Here is an 18500-nt window from a genome sequence, read left to right as displayed (position 1 = left end):
CTCTTTCGGTAAGGAACCCGGCATGAAAAAGACCACCACCGTCCTCGCGCTGCTGATCGCGGCGGCGTTAACCGGCTGCGCCACGACGCCGTCGGCCACCGCGACCCCGGCAACGACAGAAAATGTGGCCGCGTCAGCGGCTGCGACGGATCTTATTAAGCGCGATCTGGCGGATGGCCTGTACGAAATGGCGCTAAACCCGGCAGGCGATGCGCTGTACGTCGCCAGCGCAGAAGGCTTTAAGGACGTGCAGGGCGGCGTGGTCTATAAGCTGGATGCTAACACTCTGCAAACTCTGGGTCGCAGCCATACCGATCTGAAAAACTTCGGTATGGCGATGTCAGCGGAGGGGAAAACGGTTTATGTCACAAATTCGCTGGACGGCGGGCTGAGCGCAATCAATACCGCAGACGGCAAAGTCAAAAATCGGATTCTGTTCCCGGAGCGTAACCCGGAAGGCTTCCCTTACGGCGCCCGTCAGGTGCTACTGCATAACGGGCTGCTGTATGTGGGCGCGGTTGCCGATCCGGCAGTGATTTGGGTGGTGGACGCCGGTACGCTGAAGCTGAAAACCCGCATCAAAAACACCGGTAAATGGATGACCGGATTGCACTACTCAGACACCACGCAGCGTATTTATGCCGCGAACGGCGGCGGCGAGATCCTGGTGATCAACCCACGCAATCAGCGCGTCGAGAAGCGCTGGAAGCCACTGGGCGACAAACCGGCTCTGCTGCTGAATATGGCGGAAGATCCGCAAACCGGTCGTCTGTTCGTTACCGACAACTCGAAAGCCAAAACCACGCTGGTGCTGGATATCCACAGCGGCAAAGTGCTGAAGCAACTGGACGTGGGGGATTCCTTAGCCGTGACGTTCAACCCGAAACGTAACGAGATCTACATTACCCAGCGTGAATCCGGAAAATTGCTTAGCCTCAACGCGACTGATTACCGCCTGAAAAAAAGCTGGGATCTGCCGCCGAATCCCAACAGCCTGCTGCTTTCTGCGGATGGTCAGACCCTCTACGTCACCGTAAAGCAAAAATTCAATAAAGACCATTCCACCGACGCGCCGGACAGCGTGGTGCGCATTGCGCTGAACAAATAATAACAAGGCCGGGCAGGATGCTGTCCGGCACCGTTTTTTCTTATTTCTATGGCATTCACATGAACAACACCAAAACAGCTCTGGCGCTGACGGTCAGCGCGCTCTCAGTCTCCGCATGGGCGGCAGAAAAGGCGGTTAACCCGGAAGACACCATCGTAGTGCAGGCGGCCACGCGCGGCGACTTCGTTCCCGGTGGCGACACGCCGATGCCTGCGTTTCTTGACGGTCAGGTTGCTAACGGCGGCAGGCTGGGGATGCTCGGTCAGCAGAACGCCATGGATGTGCCGTTCAGCATCATCAGCTACACCGCGAAGCTGGTGGAGGATCAGCAGGCAAAAACCATTGCTGACGTGGTGGCTAACGACGCGGGCGTACAGTACGTTCAGGGGTACGGCAACAGCGCCGAAACCTTCCGCATTCGCGGCCTGAAGTTTGACGGCGATGACATGACCTTTGGCGGACTGTCCGGCGTGCTGCCGCGTCAGGTAGTGGATGCCCAGATGGTCGAGCGCATTGAAATTTTCAAAGGGGCAAATGCCCTGATGAACGGCGCGGCAAGCTCCGGCGTGGGCGGGATGATCAACCTTGAGCCAAAGCATGCGGGCGACGCGCCGCAGGCGAAAGTGGGCGTGGACTACACCTCCGATTCACAGATTGGCGCCACGCTCGATGCAGGCCGTCGCTTTGGCGACAACGACCAGTTCGGCGCGCGCGTGAACCTGGTTCACCGCGAAGGTGAAACGACCATTACTGATGACCGCCGCCGTACCACGCTGCTTTCTTCCGGTCTGGATTACAAAGGCGACAATTTCCGCACCTCGCTGGATCTGGGCTATCAGAAAAAAACCTTCCACGGCAGCCCGACCAGCGTCAATATCTCCGTGGTCGATTTCATTCCTGCCCCCCCGAACAATAACCGCAATTTCTCGCAGAAGTGGGCCTACAGCGATATCGACAACACGTTCGGGATGTGGCGTAGCGAGTACGACATCACCGACAGCTGGACGGCGTATACCGGTCTCGGCGCGCAGCACGCGCACGAAGAAGGCATCTACAGCGCGCCGAAGCTGTTGGACAAGAGCGGCAGGGCCATGGTCAGCCGACTCGACACCAATCGCATTAGCGACACAGTGAGCGGAATGGCTGGCCTTCGCGGGCAGTTCGACACTGGCTTTGTTTCGCACAAGGTGAACGTTGGTTATTCGGCGCAAAGCAAAAACGAAAAGATCGCGTGGAAAATGTCGAAAACGGCGGAGAATCCGTACACCAATATTTATCACAACGGCGGGGTGGCCGCTCCGGACAGCACAAACTCGAACGGGAAGGGGGGAGATTATAGCGACCCCCGAACCAGCGGGCGTACCCGCACACAAGGCTGGTTGCTGAGCGATACGCTGGGCGTATTCGACGTCAAACTGTTGTTCACCGTCGGTGCCCGCCATCAGAAGGTGGTGATTCGCGGTTATGACAAAATGACAGGGGCGGAAAACCCCGCTGACGGTTTTGACGGCAGCCGCTGGATGCCAACCTATGGCGTGGTTTATAAACCGTGGGAGGAAATCTCGCTCTACGCCAACCATACCGAAGCGCTACAGCCGGGAAAAACTGCGCCCAACACCGCCGTTAACTACGGTCAGAGCACCGGCATCGTACATTCTAAGCAAAATGAGGTCGGCGTGAAGGCGGACTTTGGCCGCGTGGGCGGCTCGCTGGCGCTGTTTGAGATAAAAATGCCGACGGCCATCCTCGACAGTGAAACCAAACATTACGGGCTGGATGCAGAACAGCGTAACCGCGGCGTGGAGCTGAACGTATTCGGCGAACCGACGCTGGGGCTGCGTCTGAACGCCAGCGCCACCTGGCTGCAGGCAACGCTGACCAAAACCAACAACGGGGTGAATCAGGGGAATGAGGCGATTGGTGTTCCGAACTTCTATGCGGTACTCGGCGCGGAGTATGACATTAAACCGGTTGAAGGGCTTACCGCCACCGCGCGGGTGAATCATTCCGGTTCGCAGTATGCCGATCTGGCCAACAGCAAAAAGCTTAATGACTACACCACGCTGGATCTCGGCGTGCGCTATCGTTTTGCTGTCAACCAGAGTCAGAATCAAATGGTGGTTCGTGCCGGTATTGATAACGTCACCAACGAGAACTACTGGGCGAGCGTGGACGATTCCGGCACCTATATCACGCAGGGCGAACCGCGAACCTTTAAGGTTTCGGTGGGCTACGAGTTCTGAGGTTCCACCTCGTTATCCGGGGCAGGGATGCCCCAACCCCATCTCATTGTTATGAAAATGTAACAAAAGCTTCTTACACTGGTCGCCAACTCTTTACCTCTTGACCAATGACAGGAAGCCGCTATGGGCAGACCCCTCAAATCCGTTTTTAAAAAAGAACATCGTGACGATATCAACAACCGCAGCGCTAACCCGGTATTCTCTGAGGTGGCGGAGGTATTTCTCTCCCGTCGCCGTTTTTTACAGGCGGGCGCCGTTGCGGGAGCTGCCGTTTCATTCCCCTTTCTGATCAAACCCGAAAATGCCGTTGCCGCGGTATCGAAGCCTTCCGCGCTGGCCAAAGCCGTGTCGCTTGGGTTTACCAGTATCGCTGTCTCAACGGAAGACACGGTAAGGGTACCGGAAGGCTATATTGCCCGCCCGTTCTATCGCTGGGGAGACCCGACGGGGATCAAAAACAGTATGCCGGCATTTAAGCCGGATGCCAGCAACACCACGGACGAACAGGCCGTGCAGGCGGGCATGCACCACGACGGCATGGCGTGGTTCAGCCTGCCGCAGGGGGAGCAAAACCCGGAGCATGGCCTGCTGGCGATGAACCATGAATACATCGACAACGGAATGCTGTTTACCGACGGTACGGCGAACTGGAGCCTCGACAAGGCCCGCAAGGGGCAGAACGCGATGGGCGTGTCGGTGGTGGAAGTGAAAAAAGCGGGCAGCGGCTGGGAGGTGGTTCGTCCGTCTTCGTTCGCGCGCCGTATTACCGTCAATACGCCAATGCAGCTTACCGGCCCGGCGCGGCATCAGGACTTAATGAAAACTGCCGCCGACCCGCAGGGGGAACGCGTGCTGGGCACGATGCAAAACTGCGCCAACGGCCATACGCCGTGGGGCACTTATCTCACCTGCGAGGAGAACTGGTCGGATATTTTTGTCAAAAAAGCCGACCTCAACCCGATGGAAAAACGCTACGGCATCAGCGACAGCGATGAATCCTACCGCTGGAACGAGGTGGATGACCGCTTCAGCGTCGATAAAACCCCTAACGAGCCCAACCGTTTCGGCTGGGTGGTAGAAATTGATCCCTACGACCCCACCTCCACGCCGCGCAAGCATACCGCTTTGGGCCGCTTCAAGCATGAGGGCGCTGCCGTCACGCTCGCCGCCGATAACCGCGTGGTGGTCTACATGGGGGACGACCAGAAATTTGAGTACATCTATAAATTTGTCTCGGACAAAAAATACGATCCCGCGAACCGTGAAGCCAATATGAACCTGCTGACGTCCGGCACGCTGTACGTTGCCCGGTTCAACGAGGAGGGGAGCGGCGACTGGCTGCCGCTGATCTTCGGGCAAAATGGGCTGGATAAAAGCAACGGTTTCGAAAGCCAGGGCGATCTGCTGATTAAAACCCGCCTGGCGGCCGACGTGGTGGGGGCGACGAAAATGGATCGCCCCGAGTGGATAGCCGTCGATCCGCACGCCAGCGGCAGCGTCTACTGTACGCTCACCAACAACAGCGATCGCGGGAAGGAGGGCAAGGCGCCGGTCGATGCCGCCAACCCGCGCGCCAACAACGTGTTTGGTCATATTATGCACTGGCACGAAGACGGCGCCGACCCTGCTGCCGCTCGCTTCAGGTGGGATATTCTGGTCATGGCAGGACGCACCGACGGCGACGATCCTAAGTCTAAAGGCTCCATGCAGGGCGCGGCGTTCGGCAGCCCGGATGGGCTGTCGTTCGATCACCAGGGCGTATTGTGGATCCAGACCGATGTCTCCTCCAGCACCATCAATAAGAAAGCGTACGAGGGGATGGGCAATAACCAGATGGTGGCAACCATTCCGGGCACCAATGAGTATCGCCGCTTCCTGACCGGCCCGCGCGGGTGCGAAATCACCGGCATTGCGTTTACGCCGGACAACCGCACGCTGTTTATTAACATTCAGCATCCGGGAGAGGGCGGGGATGATATTACCGATCCGGCCAATCCGCGCGCCGTTTCTAACTGGCCTGACGCCAGCCCGAACGGCCGCCCGCGATCGTCAACGGTGGTGATTACCAAAGCGGACGGTGGGATCATCGGGTCGTAACGTTTATCCGCCGGGCGCATGCGGTAGCCCGGCGTTAAACTTGCTACCTCCAGCATGAAGTGTTAAAACGTGCCCCTTCTAAAAAAGAGACAGGGGTAGGGCGTGAAAGACGCGTCATCCGCTTCAGGCCGTGGTTGCGCTGAAGCCGCGTCGGATCAGAATCCGACGCTGCAACGTGGTTTGCAAAATCGACATATTCAGTTAATTGCTCTTGGCGGCGCGATCGGTACCGGGCTGTTTCTCGGTATCGGCCCCGCCATTCAGATGGCCGGCCCGGCGGTTCTGCTTGGTTACGGTATCGCCGGGATCATCGCCTTCCTGATCATGCGCCAGCTCGGCGAGATGGTCGTTGAAGAGCCGGTGTCAGGCTCGTTCGCTCACTTTGCGTATAAATACTGGGGCCCGTTCGCAGGCTTCCTTTCCGGCTGGAACTACTGGGTAATGTTTGTGCTGGTGGGAATGGCCGAGCTGACCGCCGCAGGCATCTATATGCAGTACTGGCTGCCGGACGTGCCGACATGGATTTGGGCCGCGGCCTTCTTCATCATTATTAACGCCGTTAACCTCGTGAACGTGCGCCTGTATGGCGAAACCGAGTTCTGGTTCGCGCTGATCAAGGTGCTGGCGATTATCGGCATGATCGGCTTTGGCCTGTGGCTGCTGTTCTCCGGCCACGGCGGCGAGCGGGCGACCCTCGACAATCTGTGGCAGCACGGCGGCTTCCTGGCGACCGGCTGGAAAGGGCTGATCCTCTCGCTGGCGGTGATCATGTTCTCCTTCGGCGGGCTGGAGCTGATTGGCATCACCGCGGCGGAAGCGCGCGACCCGCACAAAAGCATACCGAAAGCGGTCAACCAGGTGGTGTACCGTATTCTGCTGTTCTACATCGGCTCGCTGGTGGTGCTGCTGGCGCTCTACCCGTGGGTGGAAGTGAAATCCGACAGCAGCCCGTTCGTGATGATTTTCCACGATCTGAACAGCAACGTGGTGGCGTCGGCGCTGAACTTCGTTATCCTGGTGGCATCGCTGTCGGTGTATAACAGCGGGGTGTACTCCAACAGCCGCATGCTGTTTGGTCTTTCGGTGCAGGGTAACGCGCCGAAATTCCTCACCCGCGTCAGCCGTCGCGGCGTGCCGGTCAATTCGCTGTTCCTTTCCGGCGCGATTACCTCGCTGGTGGTGTTGATCAACTACCTGCTGCCGAAAGAGGCCTTTGGTCTGCTGATGGCGCTGGTTGTCGCCACGCTGCTGCTGAACTGGATCATGATCTGCCTGGCGCACCTGCGCTTTCGCGCCGCCATGCGCCGCAAGGGACGCGAGACGCAGTTTAAATCGCTGCTCTATCCGGCGGGGAACTATATCTGTATCGCGTTCCTGGCGCTGATCCTGGTGCTGATGTGCACCATGGATGAGATGCGTCTGTCAGCGATGCTGCTGCCGGTGTGGGTGGTGTTCCTGTTTGTGGCGTTTAAATTATCCCGAAAAAAGTGATCTGCTTTTCTCCCTCTCCCTCAGGGAGAGGGGCGGGGTGAGGACACCCAGCCGCACCCGTTTTAAGCCTGGCGGTACTGCGCCTGCCGGGCCCTTAATGTACCGCTCCACCTTTATCGTGACCCCCCTCTCAATTCTGTTTCGATTCGCAGGAACTTTAATTTGTAATCGATTACTTTTTATTTGTTGCATTTTGTAATCGATTACTTTTAAGGGTGAGGCTTATCATGGTGTCAACTGAAAGTAGTGAAAAGGCGATAACACAGCACCGGCTGCTGGTGCCGCGTCTGTCGCTAATGATGTTTCTGCAATTTTTCATCTGGGGGAGCTGGTCGGTCACGCTCGGCCTGGTAATGACCCGGCACAACATGTCTTTGCTGATTGGCGATGCGTTCTCCGCCGGGCCAATCGCCTCCATTCTTTCGCCGTTCGTGCTCGGGATGCTGGTGGATCGCTTCTTCGCCTCGCAGAAGGTGATGGCGGTGATGCACCTGGCCGGCGCGGCAATCCTGTGGTTCGTGCCGGGCGCGCTGATTGCCGAAAACGGCGCGCTGCTGATTAGCCTGCTGTTTGGCTACACGCTCTGCTACATGCCGACACTGGCGCTGACCAACAATATCGCCTTTCACAGCCTGGCGAACGTGGATAAAACCTTCCCGGTGGTGCGCGTGTTCGGCACCATCGGCTGGATCGTGGCGGGCATTTTTATCGGCGTCACCGGCGTGGCGTCCAGCGTCACCATCTTCCAGGTGGCGGCGGCAAGCTCCGTGCTGCTGGCGATCTATAGCCTGACGCTGCCGCACACGCCAGCCCCGGCGAAAGGCCTGCCGGTCAGGGTGCGGGATCTCTTCTGCGCGGATGCCTTCGCGCTGCTCAAAACCCGCCACTTTTTCGTCTTCTCCGTCTGCGCGATGCTGATCTCCGTCCCGCTGGGAACCTACTACGCCTACACCGCCTCGTATCTGGCGGATGCCGGCATTGCCGACGTCAGTACCGCCATGTCCTTCGGGCAGATGTCCGAAATCTTCTTCATGCTGGTCATCCCGCTGCTGTTCCGCCGCCTGGGCGTGAAGGTGATGCTGCTGATCGGCATGCTGGCGTGGTTCGTGCGTTATGCCATGTTCGCGCTGGGCGTCAGCGAGGAGGGGCGCATCCTGCTCTATCTCGGCATCCTGCTGCACGGCGTCTGCTACGATTTCTTCTTTGTCGTCGGCTTTATCTATACCGACCGGGTCGCCGGTGAAAAGGTCAAAGGTCAGGCCCAGAGCATGATCGTAATGTTTACCTACGGCATCGGCATGCTGCTCGGCTCGCAGATTTCCGGCGCGCTCTATAACCGCCTGGTGGCCGGGCAGACCGTGCCGCAGGCATGGGTGACATTCTGGTGGATCCCGGCGGTGGCTGCCGCAGCGATCGCGCTGATTTTCCTTCTCACGTTTAAGTATGACGATGACAAGGCGTAATGTTCAGGAGGGGGTATGAGGACGATAAAAGGGCCCGGCATATTTTTGTCGCAGTTTATTGGTGAGAACGCGCCGTTCAACACGCTCGACGGGCTGGCCGAATGGGCAGCGGCGAAGGGCTACAGGGCGGTGCAGATCCCCTGTAACCATCCGCACATTTTTGATGTCGAGAAAGCCGCAGAAAGCCAGGCCTACTGCGATGACATCACCAGTAAGCTTGCCGCGCATGGGCTGGTCATCAGCGAACTGTCGACCCATCTGGAAGGGCAGCTTGTGGCGGTAAACCCGGTTTACAGCGAGGCGTTTGACCACTTCGCGCCCGCGTCCGTGCGCGGTAACGATGCGGCGCGCCGGGCGTGGGCAACAGAAAAGCTGAAGCAGGCGGCGGTGGCGTCCGCCCGGTTAGGCCTGAAAGCCCATGCCACCTTCTCCGGCTCGCTGGCGTGGCCGTTTTTCTACCCGTGGCCGCCGCATAACGAGCAGCGTTTTCAGGAAGCGTTTCAGGAACTGGCAGACCGCTGGCGGCCAATTCTGGACGCCTTCGACGAGCAGGGCGTTGACGTCTGCTTTGAGCTGCATCCGGGGGAAGATCTGCATGACGGCGTGACCTTCGAGCGTTTTCTTGCGCTGGTGGATAACCATCCGCGCTGCAACATACTCTACGACCCAAGCCATATGCTGTTGCAGCAGATGGATTATCTGGCTTTTATCGACATCTACCATACGCGTATAAAAGCGTTTCACGTTAAGGACGCCGAGTTCCGCCCCAACGGGCGCAGCGGCGCTTACGGCGGCTATCAGCCGTGGATCAACCGCGCTGGCCGCTTCCGGTCGCTCGGCGACGGGCAGATTGACTTTAAAGGTATCTTCAGCAAGCTGACCCAGTACGACTACGACGGCTGGGCGGTGCTGGAGTGGGAGTGCTGCCTGAAGGAGGGCGATACCGGCGCCAGGGAGGGCAGCGCGTTTATCCGCCGCCACATCATTCCCGTTTCCGGACGTGCGTTTGATGATTTTGCCGCAGGGGGCAACGATGATTAATGTCGGCATTATCGGCAGCGGGTTTATCGGCCCGGCGCATATCGAGGCGCTCAGGCGCCTCGGGTTTGTGCAGGTGGTGGCGCTCTGCGACGGTGTGTTTGCCGGGGCGCAGGAGAAAGCGCGCCAGCTTAACGTGCCGCACGCCTGCGCCAGCGTGGAGGAACTGCTCGCGCACCCTGATTTGCACGTGGTGCACAACTGCACGCCGAACCACCTGCACGCGGAGATCAACCGCAAGATCCTGCGTGCGGGTAAGCACGTATTTTCAGAAAAACCGCTGTGCATGACCCCGGACGAGGCGCGCGAGCTGGTGACGCTGGCGGAGCAGGCGGGCGTGGTGCACGGTGTGAGCTTCGTCTATCGCCAGTTTGCAATGGTGCGCCAGGCGGCGAGTATGATGCGCGCGGGCAGCATTGGGCGGCTGTTTGCTTCGCACGGCAGCTATTTGCAGGACTGGATGCTGCTGGAAACCGACGACAACTGGCGGGTGGATGCCGCACTGGGCGGCGCATCGCGGGCGGTGGCGGATATCGGCTCCCACTGGTGCGACACGGTGCAGTTTGTCACCGGCAGGCGCATTACGGAGGTGATGGCCGATCTCGCCATCGTCTGGCCGACGCGCAAGTCTAACGTAGCGGGTAATCAGACCTTCACTCAAGACGAAAACGCGCAGTACGAAGACAAGCGGGTCACCACCGAAGATTATGGTTCGGTGCTGTTCCGCTTTGACGACGGCAGCAAAGGCAGCTTTAGCGTCTCGCAGGTGAGCGCCGGGCGCAAAAACCGCCTGACGTTTGAGGTAAATGGCAGCGAGCGGTCGGTGGCGTGGGATCAGGAAATCCCGCAGCGGCTGTGGATCGGCCATCGCGCGCAGGCCAATCAAACGCTGAGCGACGATCCAGGGCTGATGACCCCTGACGTGGCCGACAGCGCCCACTTTCCCGGTGGACACATTGAAGGCTGGCCGGATGCCTTCAAAAATATGCTGGCGCAGTACTACCGGGCAGTGCAGACGGGAGCGATGCCGGAGGCGCCGCAGTTCGCAACCTTCCATGACGGCGCTAACGTGATGTATATCATTGACGCCATTGTGAAAAGCCATCAGCAGCAGCGCTGGATGCGCGTTGAACAATGACTCGTCGCCCGGTTCGCCGGGCAATAAATTTATGATAGCCTGCACAAAACGCTAACCGCAGGATGTGTCGTCGTTATGTCTATTCAGAAAATCGCCAGGCTGGCTGGCGTGTCGGTGGCTACGGTGTCGCGCGTGCTCAATAACAGCGATACGGTGAAGGCGAAAAACCGCGAGCGGGTGCTGCAGGCGATCAAAGAGAGTAACTATCAGCCAAACCTGCTGGCGCGGCAGTTACGCACCGCACGAAGTTATATGATTCTGGTGATGGTCTCTAATATCGCGAACCCGTTTTGCGCTGAAGTGGTCAAAGGCATTGAAGAAGAGGCGGAGAAAAATGGCTACCGGATTCTGTTGTGCAATTCCGGTTCCGATATCGAACGTTCCCGTTCGGGCCTGAGCCTGCTGTCCGGCAAAATCGTCGACGGCATTATCACCATGGATGCCTTCTCGAAACTGCCGGGACTCGCGGAACTGATTGGCAACGCGCCGTGGGTACAGTGTGCGGAATACGCCGATGCGGGCGCGGTTTCCTGCGTGGGAATTAACGACGTCGATGCCTCGCAGCATGTGGTCAGTCAGCTTGCCGACAGCGGACGGCAGCGTATTGCGCTTATCAACCATGACCTGAGCTATAAATACGCCCGCCTGCGTGAGCGTGGCTATAAGAGCGTTATTCACCTTCGCGATCTCGATTACCAGGCGGTGGAATACGCCAGCGATCTCAGCTCCGGCGCGGGCAGGAAGGCGATGCAAGCGTTACTCCAGAATACCCCGCCGGATGCGGTATTTGCTGTTTCCGACACGCTGGCGGCAGGGGCGCTACGCGCCATTGAACAGGCCGGGCTGCGGGTGCCGGAAGATATCGCCGTGGTAGGGTTTGACGGCACGGAAGTGGCGGAAATGGTCTCACTGACCACCATCGAACAACCGTCGCGGGATATCGGGCGCAAGGCGGTCGAGCTGCTTTTAAATAAGATCGATAATCCGGATGCGCCGACGGAAAGGGTGATGATGAACTGGCGCTATGTTTCGCGCGCCAGTACCTGAGTTATTTCGGCAATGCGCTGGCCAGCGAGCGAATATCGTTGCCGGTCGGCGACTGATGAATGCGTAAACCAAACTCTTCCACCACCGAAAAAATGTGGTCGAAAATATCGGCCTGAATACTTTCATATTCCAGCCAGACCACGGTATTGGTGAAAGCATAAATTTCCATCGGCAGTCCGTGATCGTCCGGGGCGAGCTGGCGCACCATTAACGTCATATCCTGGCGAATGCGCGGATGGTTACGTAAATACTCGTTCAGATAGGCGCGGAAGGTGCCGATATTGGTCATCCGGCGATGGTTTAATACGGATTCCGGCGCCTTGCGCTGCTGGTTCCAGGCGTCAATTTCCTGATGACGGGTATCTAAATAGGGTTTCAGCAGTTGCGCTTTATACAGGCGCGCTTTTTCATCTTCATCAAGAAAATGAATGCTGGTGGCGTCAATGTTGATGCTGCGCTTAATACGCCGACCACCGGAAGCCGACATGCCGCTCCAGTTTTTGAACGAGTCAGAGACCAGCGACCAGGTCGGAATGGTGGTGATGGTGTTATCCCAGTTACGCACTTTTACGGTCGTCAGTCCGATGTCGATCACCGCGCCGTCCGCGCCGTATTTCGGCATCTCCAGCCAGTCGCCCAGCTTAAGCATGTCGTTGGCGGACAGTTGGATCCCGGCGACCAGCCCCAGGATTGGATCTTTAAACACCAGCATTAACACCGCCGCCATCGCGCCCAGGCCGCTTATTAAAATCGCTGGCGACTGGCCAATTAACAGCGAAATCATCAGAATGCCAACGATAATCGCGCTAATCAGTTTGATTCCCTGAAAGATGCCTTTGAGCGGAAGCTGAGATGCCGCCGGTAATTTCTGCGACAAATTAAAAATCACGTCCAGCAGGGAGAACAGCGACAGCAGGGCATACATCATGATCCACAGCTGCGCGCAGGTGGTTAACATTTCTGCCGCCTCGCTGCCTTTTTGCAGCCACAGCGCCGCCTGGATATTGACGATGATCCCCTGAAGGGTAAACGCCAGGCGGTGGAATAATTTATTTTGCGTAATAATTTGCAGCCACAGGCGCGAACTGGCGGTGGCGCGTTTTTCGAATGTGCGTAGAACCACCCAGTGCAAAATGATATGCACAATCACGGCGGTAAGGAAAATAATGCCAAAAATCATCACCAGCGACGTGGTGTGATTCATCTCTATACCCGCTAAATCTTCGACCTGGGTAATTAAATCCTGCATAACGTCTCCTTTATAAAACAGCGGCCTATGATGACCGCTGTACGGAGTTTATGCAAATTTTGCCAGCTTCAGGCTCCCGCGATATCAATTCTGGCGAAAAAGAGAGTGAGTGGGGAACATGATATAACCCCGGAATAAATCATAAGTGTATTTATTCGCCATTACGGGTGCGAGTAAACTCTGATCCAGTTCAGGACTTATGGCGCGGGGAAGTAATGAGGAATGTCCTGATAATTTGCCAGCCAGCAACGGACTGCTGCCTGGCATTCTTATCTCAATAGTTACACTTCCGTCAGGGTAGTGGATAACGGCAGGCGGGATTTCGGCAGTGAAGCATTGAAATCTTCGACGCTGTGATGACCGACAGGGACCACGACCACGCTGGTGAACCCTTTATCTTTCAGGCCAAATTCGGCGTCAAGGATCTCAGCGTCAAAACCTTCGATAGGTACGGCGTCCAGCCCCAGCGCGGCGACGCCGAGCAGGAAGTTCCCCACGTTCAGGTAAACCTGTTTTGCCATCCAGTGCGCATCATCGTGAAGGGTTTTACGGTGCATATCGGCGAAGAAGGTGCGGCCTTTGTGGTTAGCCGCTTTTGCTTCGGCGTTCGGGAAGCGACCATCCGCCTCCTCCTGATCGACCACGCGCTCCAGCCAGGCGTCGTCCATCGCCGTTTTGGCGCAGAACACCACCACGTGTGAAGCGTCGAGCATTTTGCGTTCATTAAACACATAGTTTCCGGCGGCAGACTTCGCGACGCGCGCCTTGCCTTCGTCGGTGCTGGCGATAATAAAGTGCCACGGCTGAGAGTTGGTGCTGGACGGGCTGTATTGCAGCAGCGTTTTTATCTTTTCTGCCTGTTCAGCGGTCAATTTTTTGCTGGGGTCGAAGGCCTTGGTGGAATGACGTTTTAAGGCAACTGATACGATATCCATAACTACTCCCGGTTTGTTTTATTACCCCGCAGGGTACAAGGTTCTCCGGCAGATGATAAGTGAGAAAATGCGAAAACAGTTATCGTCTGTCACGACCAATCAGCGCGGGCGGATCCGTTTTTGGTCGCGCTTCGTCAGACCGTCAACTACCAGATTCCACGAATCGTTAACCAGTTCTTCCAGCAGCGACTCGCTGATATCGTCGCCGGGCGTGACGGAAATCCAGTGCTTTTTGTTCATGTGGTAACCAGGCGTGATGCTCGGGTATATCTGCTGATTTAACAGCGATTTTTGCGGATCGGACTTCAGATTAATCACTCTGCGATTGTTCACGTCGGTGGCAATCATGAAGATCTTACCGCCCACTTTAAAGACGTCATATTCTGGGCCAAACGGCCAGCAATGTTCGGTAAACGGAAAAGCCAACGCCAGACGGCGCGCGCAATCATACAGCGTTTTATCATTCATCAGAATTCCTCGCGGGTGAGGGCGCGCCACATCGCTTCAAAACCGAGAGAGATAAACTCACTGGCGCGAGCCGGTTCGCGAGTGGCAAACTCCATGGTGGTTTCGGCCAGGGTTAAAAACAGCGCGTCGCCGAAGGCGCGATATTCGTCTGACATAAAGACCGGCAGGACCGCACGATGGCAAAGATCGTGCAGCTCAGGAAACATGGCGTCGGCCTTTTGTTCTGTCTCTTTGGTGATTTTCTCGCTGACCGCCAGTTGGCGTATCGCGCGGTGCCCGTGCGTCTGTTCCAGCCCCCAGCGGATATAGCTGCTCCAGATATAAAAGGTCATCGCTTTGGCGTCGGTCAGCGAGCGATCCAGCCTGGCGATCATTGACTGACACAGGCTGTGCTTAAGATGGAGGTAAAGTTCGTTAATTAACTCGTCTTTGGTCGCGAAATAGCGAAACAATGTTCCTTCCGCCACGCCTGCATTGCGGGCAATCACGGCGGTAGAAGCCGCGATCCCGGACTGCGCGATTGCCGTGGTTGCTGCCTCCAGTAATGCCAGTTTTTTGTCTTCACTCTTCGGACGAGCCACTACATTTTACCCTTATCAGTCTAAAACCCGAATTGAAACACGGCCTTTGCAGCGCCGCAACGGGGAATGTCAAAGATTGAAAAACGTCTTGACGCGAAATTTCCGATTTCTATAATGAGTGCTTACTCACTCATAATCAAGAGTCAGCCGCGCAGACTACCGGACGGGAGCGCGTTTTCAGGTCAGGATATGAAGCGTCTCACAGTTTGTGTGGTTGTTATGATGATCATTGCCAGTGCCGCAACGTTACCGTTTGTCCTCAATGCTGGCTTCGGTCAGGCGCCGCAAGGGGCTCAGCTCAGCCAGTTTGAACAGTCCGTCAATTATCGTGATGGGCAATTCCATAATCAGGTGCCAGGGCCGGGCTATACCGGAAATAAAAGTCTGCTGGCGGCCTGGTGGGAATTCCTGGTCGCAAAGCGAGAGAACGCGCGACCGGCGCAGCCGTTGCCGCTGGTAGCGACCGATATTGCAGCTCTGCCCGCGGACAGGGACACGCTGATCTGGCTCGGCCACTCGTCGTGGTATTTGCAGCTCGGCGGAAAACGCATTCTGATCGACCCGGTCTTCAGCCGTTACGCGGCGCCGTTTTCTTTTCTCAACAAAGCGTTTGTCGGCGATTACCCCTGGACCGCCCAGGCAATGCCGGCGATCGATCTGCTGATCATTTCTCACGATCATTATGACCATCTGGATTACGCCACCATCAAGGCGTTGATGCCAAAAGTGAAGCGGGTGATTACGCCGCTCGGCGTCGGTTCGCATTTGCGGTACTGGGGTATGAACGGCGACATCATTGAAGAGCGTGACTGGCACCAGTCTGTGCGGGTGGATGACGGGCTCTATATTCACGTACTGCCCGCCCGCCATTTTTCCGGACGCGGCATCAAGCGTAACCAGACGCTGTGGGCCAGTTTTCTGTTTGAAACGCCGGAACAGAAAATTTACTACAGCGGCGACTCTGGCTACGGCCCGCACTTTCGGGCGATTGGCGAACAGTTTGGCGCGATCGATCTGGCGATCATGGAAAACGGTCAGTACGACCCGGACTGGAAATACATCCACATGATGCCGGAGGAAACCGCTCAGGCGGCACAGGATCTGCGCGCCAGAGCCATCTTACCGGGGCATGCCGGACGTTTTGTGCTGGCGAAACACACCTGGGATGATCCTTATAAGCGGCTGGCGCTGGCCAGCCGTCATAAACCCTACCGCCTGCTCACTCCGACGCTGGGCGAACCGGTAAAGCTCGACGATCCGGCGCAACAGTTCACGGCATGGTGGGAGAACACGAGCAATTTGCAGGAGAGGAGTGCTGAATGACCATTTCTGCTCAGGTAATCGACACCATTGTCGAATGGATTGATGAAAATTTGAATCAACCGTTGCGTATTGACGATATCGCCCGCCACGCGGGGTATTCCAAGTGGCATCTGCAGCGTCTTTTTATGCAGTACAAAGGGGAGAGTCTCGGACGCTACATCCGCGAGCGCAAGCTGCTGCTGGCGGCGCGGGATTTGCGCGAATCCGACGAAAAAGTATACGATATCTGTTTGCGCTACGGTTTTGATTCGCAGCAGACGTTTACCCGCATCTTTACCCGCACGTTTAATCAGCCGCCGGGCGCCTACCGCAAAGAGAACCACAGCCGGACACACCCGGCATAGTGTTATCAGGCCGCGACAGGCAGAATAACATTCCGCTTACAAATCTTATTGCAAATCATTCCCATTTACATTAGCGTGGCTGACACATTTCTTCAGGAACGGTTAGCCAATGAAAATGGCGTGGAGTGGTTTGCTCCTGGGGCTGGGAACCCTGTCGGCTCAGGCGATGTCCTGTTCGACTCCCTCGCTCCACGGCGAGCAGCAGGGAAAATTTGATGCCAGCGGCGAAGTCTGTTTTGTCCTTCCTCCGCTAAACGAAAACTATGTTTCCGCAACGCTGTCCGGCGTCACCGATGCCCGTCTGCTCGACGGTCAAAACCGGCGTATCCGCACATTACTGGAAGACGGCCCCGACGATGGCGAGCATCATTTGCTGTTTTCGTTACCCGTACAGCAAACTACCTCGCTGGTGCTGCATGGTAACGAAGGCGCGCGCTGGCAGTTTAGCTGGCAGATGAAAGAGACGACGCCGCTGCCGCGCACGCAGCGAATTTCCCCGGTCAGCCCGACGCTACAGCGGCTGGAAAAAGCGATTGCCGCCGGGGCGGGAACCGCGGATTTCTGGCAGGATCGGCAGCGTTACGGTACGCCGCTGGTCGAACCTGTCGACGCTAACCATAAACGGATCACCTTTCTCTGGCGCGGCGCGAAGCAAAACGTTTTTCTGTTTGGCTCGCCGGCAGGCGAGCACGATCCGCTGTTTCGACTCGGCCATTCCGACGTCTGGTTTCGCAGCTATGTTGTGCCTGCGGATACGGTTATGCAGTACAAACTGGCGCCGGATGTGCCAAAAGTCAGTGGTTCGCCCCGCGATCAGCGACGCGCGATTCTGGTCAGCGCGCAGGCCGATCCTTATAACCCGTTGCGGATCGGCGATAAGCATGCAGATCGCTGGAACCAGTCGTCGTTAATCGATCTTGGCCCGCCGCGTTTTTGTTCGGCGCAGGCCGCTGCACAGCCGTTGACGCACGGCGCGCTAACCCGTCAGATGCTGAAAAGCGAACGGTTAGGCAATCGCCGGGAAATCGCTCTCTACCGTCCTCGAGTGGCGCAGCCGGCGCGTTGGACGTTGATCCTGTTTGACGGTAAAACCTACCTTGATGACTACCATATCGACCGGATAGTTGACGGTCTGATTGCCCGCCATCAGCTTCCGCCGATCAATGTGGTATTTGTGGACTCGCTCGATCATCCGCGTCGTGGAAAAGAGCTGCCGCCAAACCCGGACTTTGCCGATTTCATGGCGCACGAGCTGACGCCCTGGCTGGCGCAGCGGGGCATATCCCTCCAGCGGCAGAAAACGGTGCTGGCCGGGTCCAGCTACGGGGGACTGGCGTCGTCGTGGGTGGCGCTGCGCTACCCACGGCTGTTTGGCAATGTGCTGAGTCTTTCCGGCTCCTACTGGTGGGCGCCGCACGGGGAGACGCCCGCCTGGCTGACGCGGCAGTATCAGAACTCGCCGCGCTACCCGATTACCTTCTGGCTACAAGCCGGGCGTTTTGAACAGGAAGGGCCGAACGGCGGCATCTATCGCAACACGCTGGCGTTTGAAAAGGTACTCAAAGAAAAGGGCTACACGGTCAGTTTTCATCCGTGGTCGAGCGGGCATGACTACACCGCGTGGTGCGAAGCGCTGGTGCACGGCATGCGCGACTTCACGGGCTTAACCGGCCAGCGAAAACCAGCGACGCCAGACGTAGCGGAGCACAAAATATTCGACAGCGCCAAGCGCTAAAAACCACAGGCAGAACAGCAGCGTATAAAGCTGGTTGAGATCCATCAGATGAAAGGCGTCAACCAGCTTTTGCGCCAGCGTCAGTCCCAGAGACGGGGCGGGCAGCAACAGGCAGGACAGAAAAGCCATCAGCAAAATACCGGCGGCAGTCATCAGCGATTCAAGCGGGTGTTTCATGGCATTGTTAAATGTGAGTTAAAAAAGCCATTGTCCGGGATTACGCCGGACAACGCAAACGCC

16 protein-coding genes are annotated in these 18500 nt (G+C 57.2%); 11 read left to right on the top strand and 5 right to left on the bottom strand.

From position 1 onward, the window contains the following. Positions 1–22: 22 nt before the first annotated feature. From CSE01S_RS06195 to CSE01S_RS06160, 8 genes are all read left to right on the top strand, one after another. Positions 23–1108 carry a YncE family protein gene (locus tag CSE01S_RS06195; RefSeq protein ID WP_042285711.1) on the top strand — a complete coding sequence of 362 codons (1086 nt, stop codon included), beginning with the start codon at positions 23–25 and terminating at the stop codon, positions 1106–1108. A gap of 59 nt (positions 1109–1167) precedes the next feature. Beyond that, positions 1168–3351 carry a TonB-dependent receptor gene (locus CSE01S_RS06190; protein ID WP_042286204.1) on the top strand — a complete coding sequence of 728 codons (2184 nt, stop codon included), beginning with the start codon at positions 1168–1170 and terminating at the stop codon, positions 3349–3351. 123 nt (positions 3352–3474) lie between these two features. Beyond that, positions 3475–5448 carry a PhoX family protein gene (locus tag CSE01S_RS06185; RefSeq protein ID WP_042285709.1) on the top strand — a complete coding sequence of 658 codons (1974 nt, stop codon included), beginning with the start codon at positions 3475–3477 and terminating at the stop codon, positions 5446–5448. A gap of 102 nt (positions 5449–5550) precedes the next feature. Continuing rightward, entirely contained in the window at positions 5551–6939 is a 1389-nt protein-coding gene (gene pheP, locus CSE01S_RS06180) for a phenylalanine transporter (protein WP_042285706.1), read from the top strand. A gap of 227 nt (positions 6940–7166) precedes the next feature. Continuing rightward, positions 7167–8402 (top strand): MFS transporter, encoded by a 1236-nt coding sequence (locus tag CSE01S_RS06175; protein ID WP_042285705.1) that lies wholly within the window; start codon positions 7167–7169, stop codon positions 8400–8402. Positions 8403–8417: 15 nt separating this feature from the next. Next, a complete protein-coding gene (locus CSE01S_RS06170; protein WP_042285702.1) occupies positions 8418–9443 on the top strand; it encodes a sugar phosphate isomerase/epimerase family protein in 1026 nt (341 codons plus the stop codon). Beyond that, positions 9436–10578 carry a Gfo/Idh/MocA family protein gene (locus CSE01S_RS06165; RefSeq protein WP_042285700.1) on the top strand — a complete coding sequence of 381 codons (1143 nt, stop codon included), beginning with the start codon at positions 9436–9438 and terminating at the stop codon, positions 10576–10578. Before CSE01S_RS06170 ends, CSE01S_RS06165 begins: the two co-directional genes overlap by 8 nt. Positions 10579–10653: 75 nt before the next feature. Further along, on the top strand, positions 10654–11625 hold the full coding sequence (locus CSE01S_RS06160) for a LacI family DNA-binding transcriptional regulator (RefSeq protein WP_042285697.1): 972 nt from the start codon (positions 10654–10656) through the stop codon (positions 11623–11625). Between the two features lies 1 nt (position 11626). Here CSE01S_RS06160 and CSE01S_RS06155 read toward each other — a convergent pair whose 3' ends face one another. From CSE01S_RS06155 to CSE01S_RS06140, 4 genes are all read right to left on the bottom strand, one after another. Next, positions 11627–12874, bottom strand: a complete 1248-nt coding sequence (locus CSE01S_RS06155; protein ID WP_042285694.1) for a mechanosensitive ion channel family protein — start codon at positions 12872–12874, stop codon at positions 11627–11629. Between the two features lie 281 nt (positions 12875–13155). Next, complete coding sequence (gene nfsB, locus CSE01S_RS06150) at positions 13156–13809, bottom strand: oxygen-insensitive NAD(P)H nitroreductase (RefSeq protein WP_042285692.1); 654 nt, start codon at positions 13807–13809, stop codon at positions 13156–13158. Between the two features lie 99 nt (positions 13810–13908). Continuing rightward, complete coding sequence (locus CSE01S_RS06145) at positions 13909–14277, bottom strand: MmcQ/YjbR family DNA-binding protein (protein WP_042285689.1); 369 nt, start codon at positions 14275–14277, stop codon at positions 13909–13911. Further along, on the bottom strand, positions 14277–14858 hold the full coding sequence (locus CSE01S_RS06140) for a TetR/AcrR family transcriptional regulator (protein ID WP_042285688.1): 582 nt from the start codon (positions 14856–14858) through the stop codon (positions 14277–14279). The genes CSE01S_RS06145 and CSE01S_RS06140 overlap by 1 nt, the downstream gene beginning before the upstream one ends. 189 nt (positions 14859–15047) lie before the next feature. Here CSE01S_RS06140 and CSE01S_RS06135 point away from each other — a divergent pair, with 189 nt between their 5' ends. From CSE01S_RS06135 to CSE01S_RS06125, 3 genes are all read left to right on the top strand, one after another. Beyond that, positions 15048–16181 (top strand): MBL fold metallo-hydrolase, encoded by a 1134-nt coding sequence (locus CSE01S_RS06135; RefSeq protein WP_042285686.1) that lies wholly within the window; start codon positions 15048–15050, stop codon positions 16179–16181. Next, entirely contained in the window at positions 16178–16525 is a 348-nt protein-coding gene (locus CSE01S_RS06130) for a RamA family antibiotic efflux transcriptional regulator (protein ID WP_042285684.1), read from the top strand. Before CSE01S_RS06135 ends, CSE01S_RS06130 begins: the two co-directional genes overlap by 4 nt. A 109-nt stretch (positions 16526–16634) precedes the next feature. Continuing rightward, entirely contained in the window at positions 16635–18260 is a 1626-nt protein-coding gene (locus tag CSE01S_RS06125; RefSeq protein WP_042285682.1) for an alpha/beta hydrolase-fold protein, read from the top strand. On the opposite strand, the gene CSE01S_RS06120 is transcribed toward CSE01S_RS06125, so the two are convergent. Then, positions 18189–18437, bottom strand: a complete 249-nt coding sequence (locus CSE01S_RS06120; RefSeq protein ID WP_042285680.1) for a DUF1158 domain-containing protein — start codon at positions 18435–18437, stop codon at positions 18189–18191. The genes CSE01S_RS06125 and CSE01S_RS06120 overlap by 72 nt on opposite strands. Between the last annotated feature and the right edge of the window lie 63 nt (positions 18438–18500).

This window comes from Citrobacter sedlakii NBRC 105722 (genome assembly GCF_000759835.1).
Classification (GTDB): domain Bacteria; phylum Pseudomonadota; class Gammaproteobacteria; order Enterobacterales; family Enterobacteriaceae; genus Citrobacter_A; species Citrobacter_A sedlakii.
The sequence above is the reverse complement of the archived record's forward strand: the minus strand, read 5'-3'. Positions and strand labels throughout refer to the sequence as shown.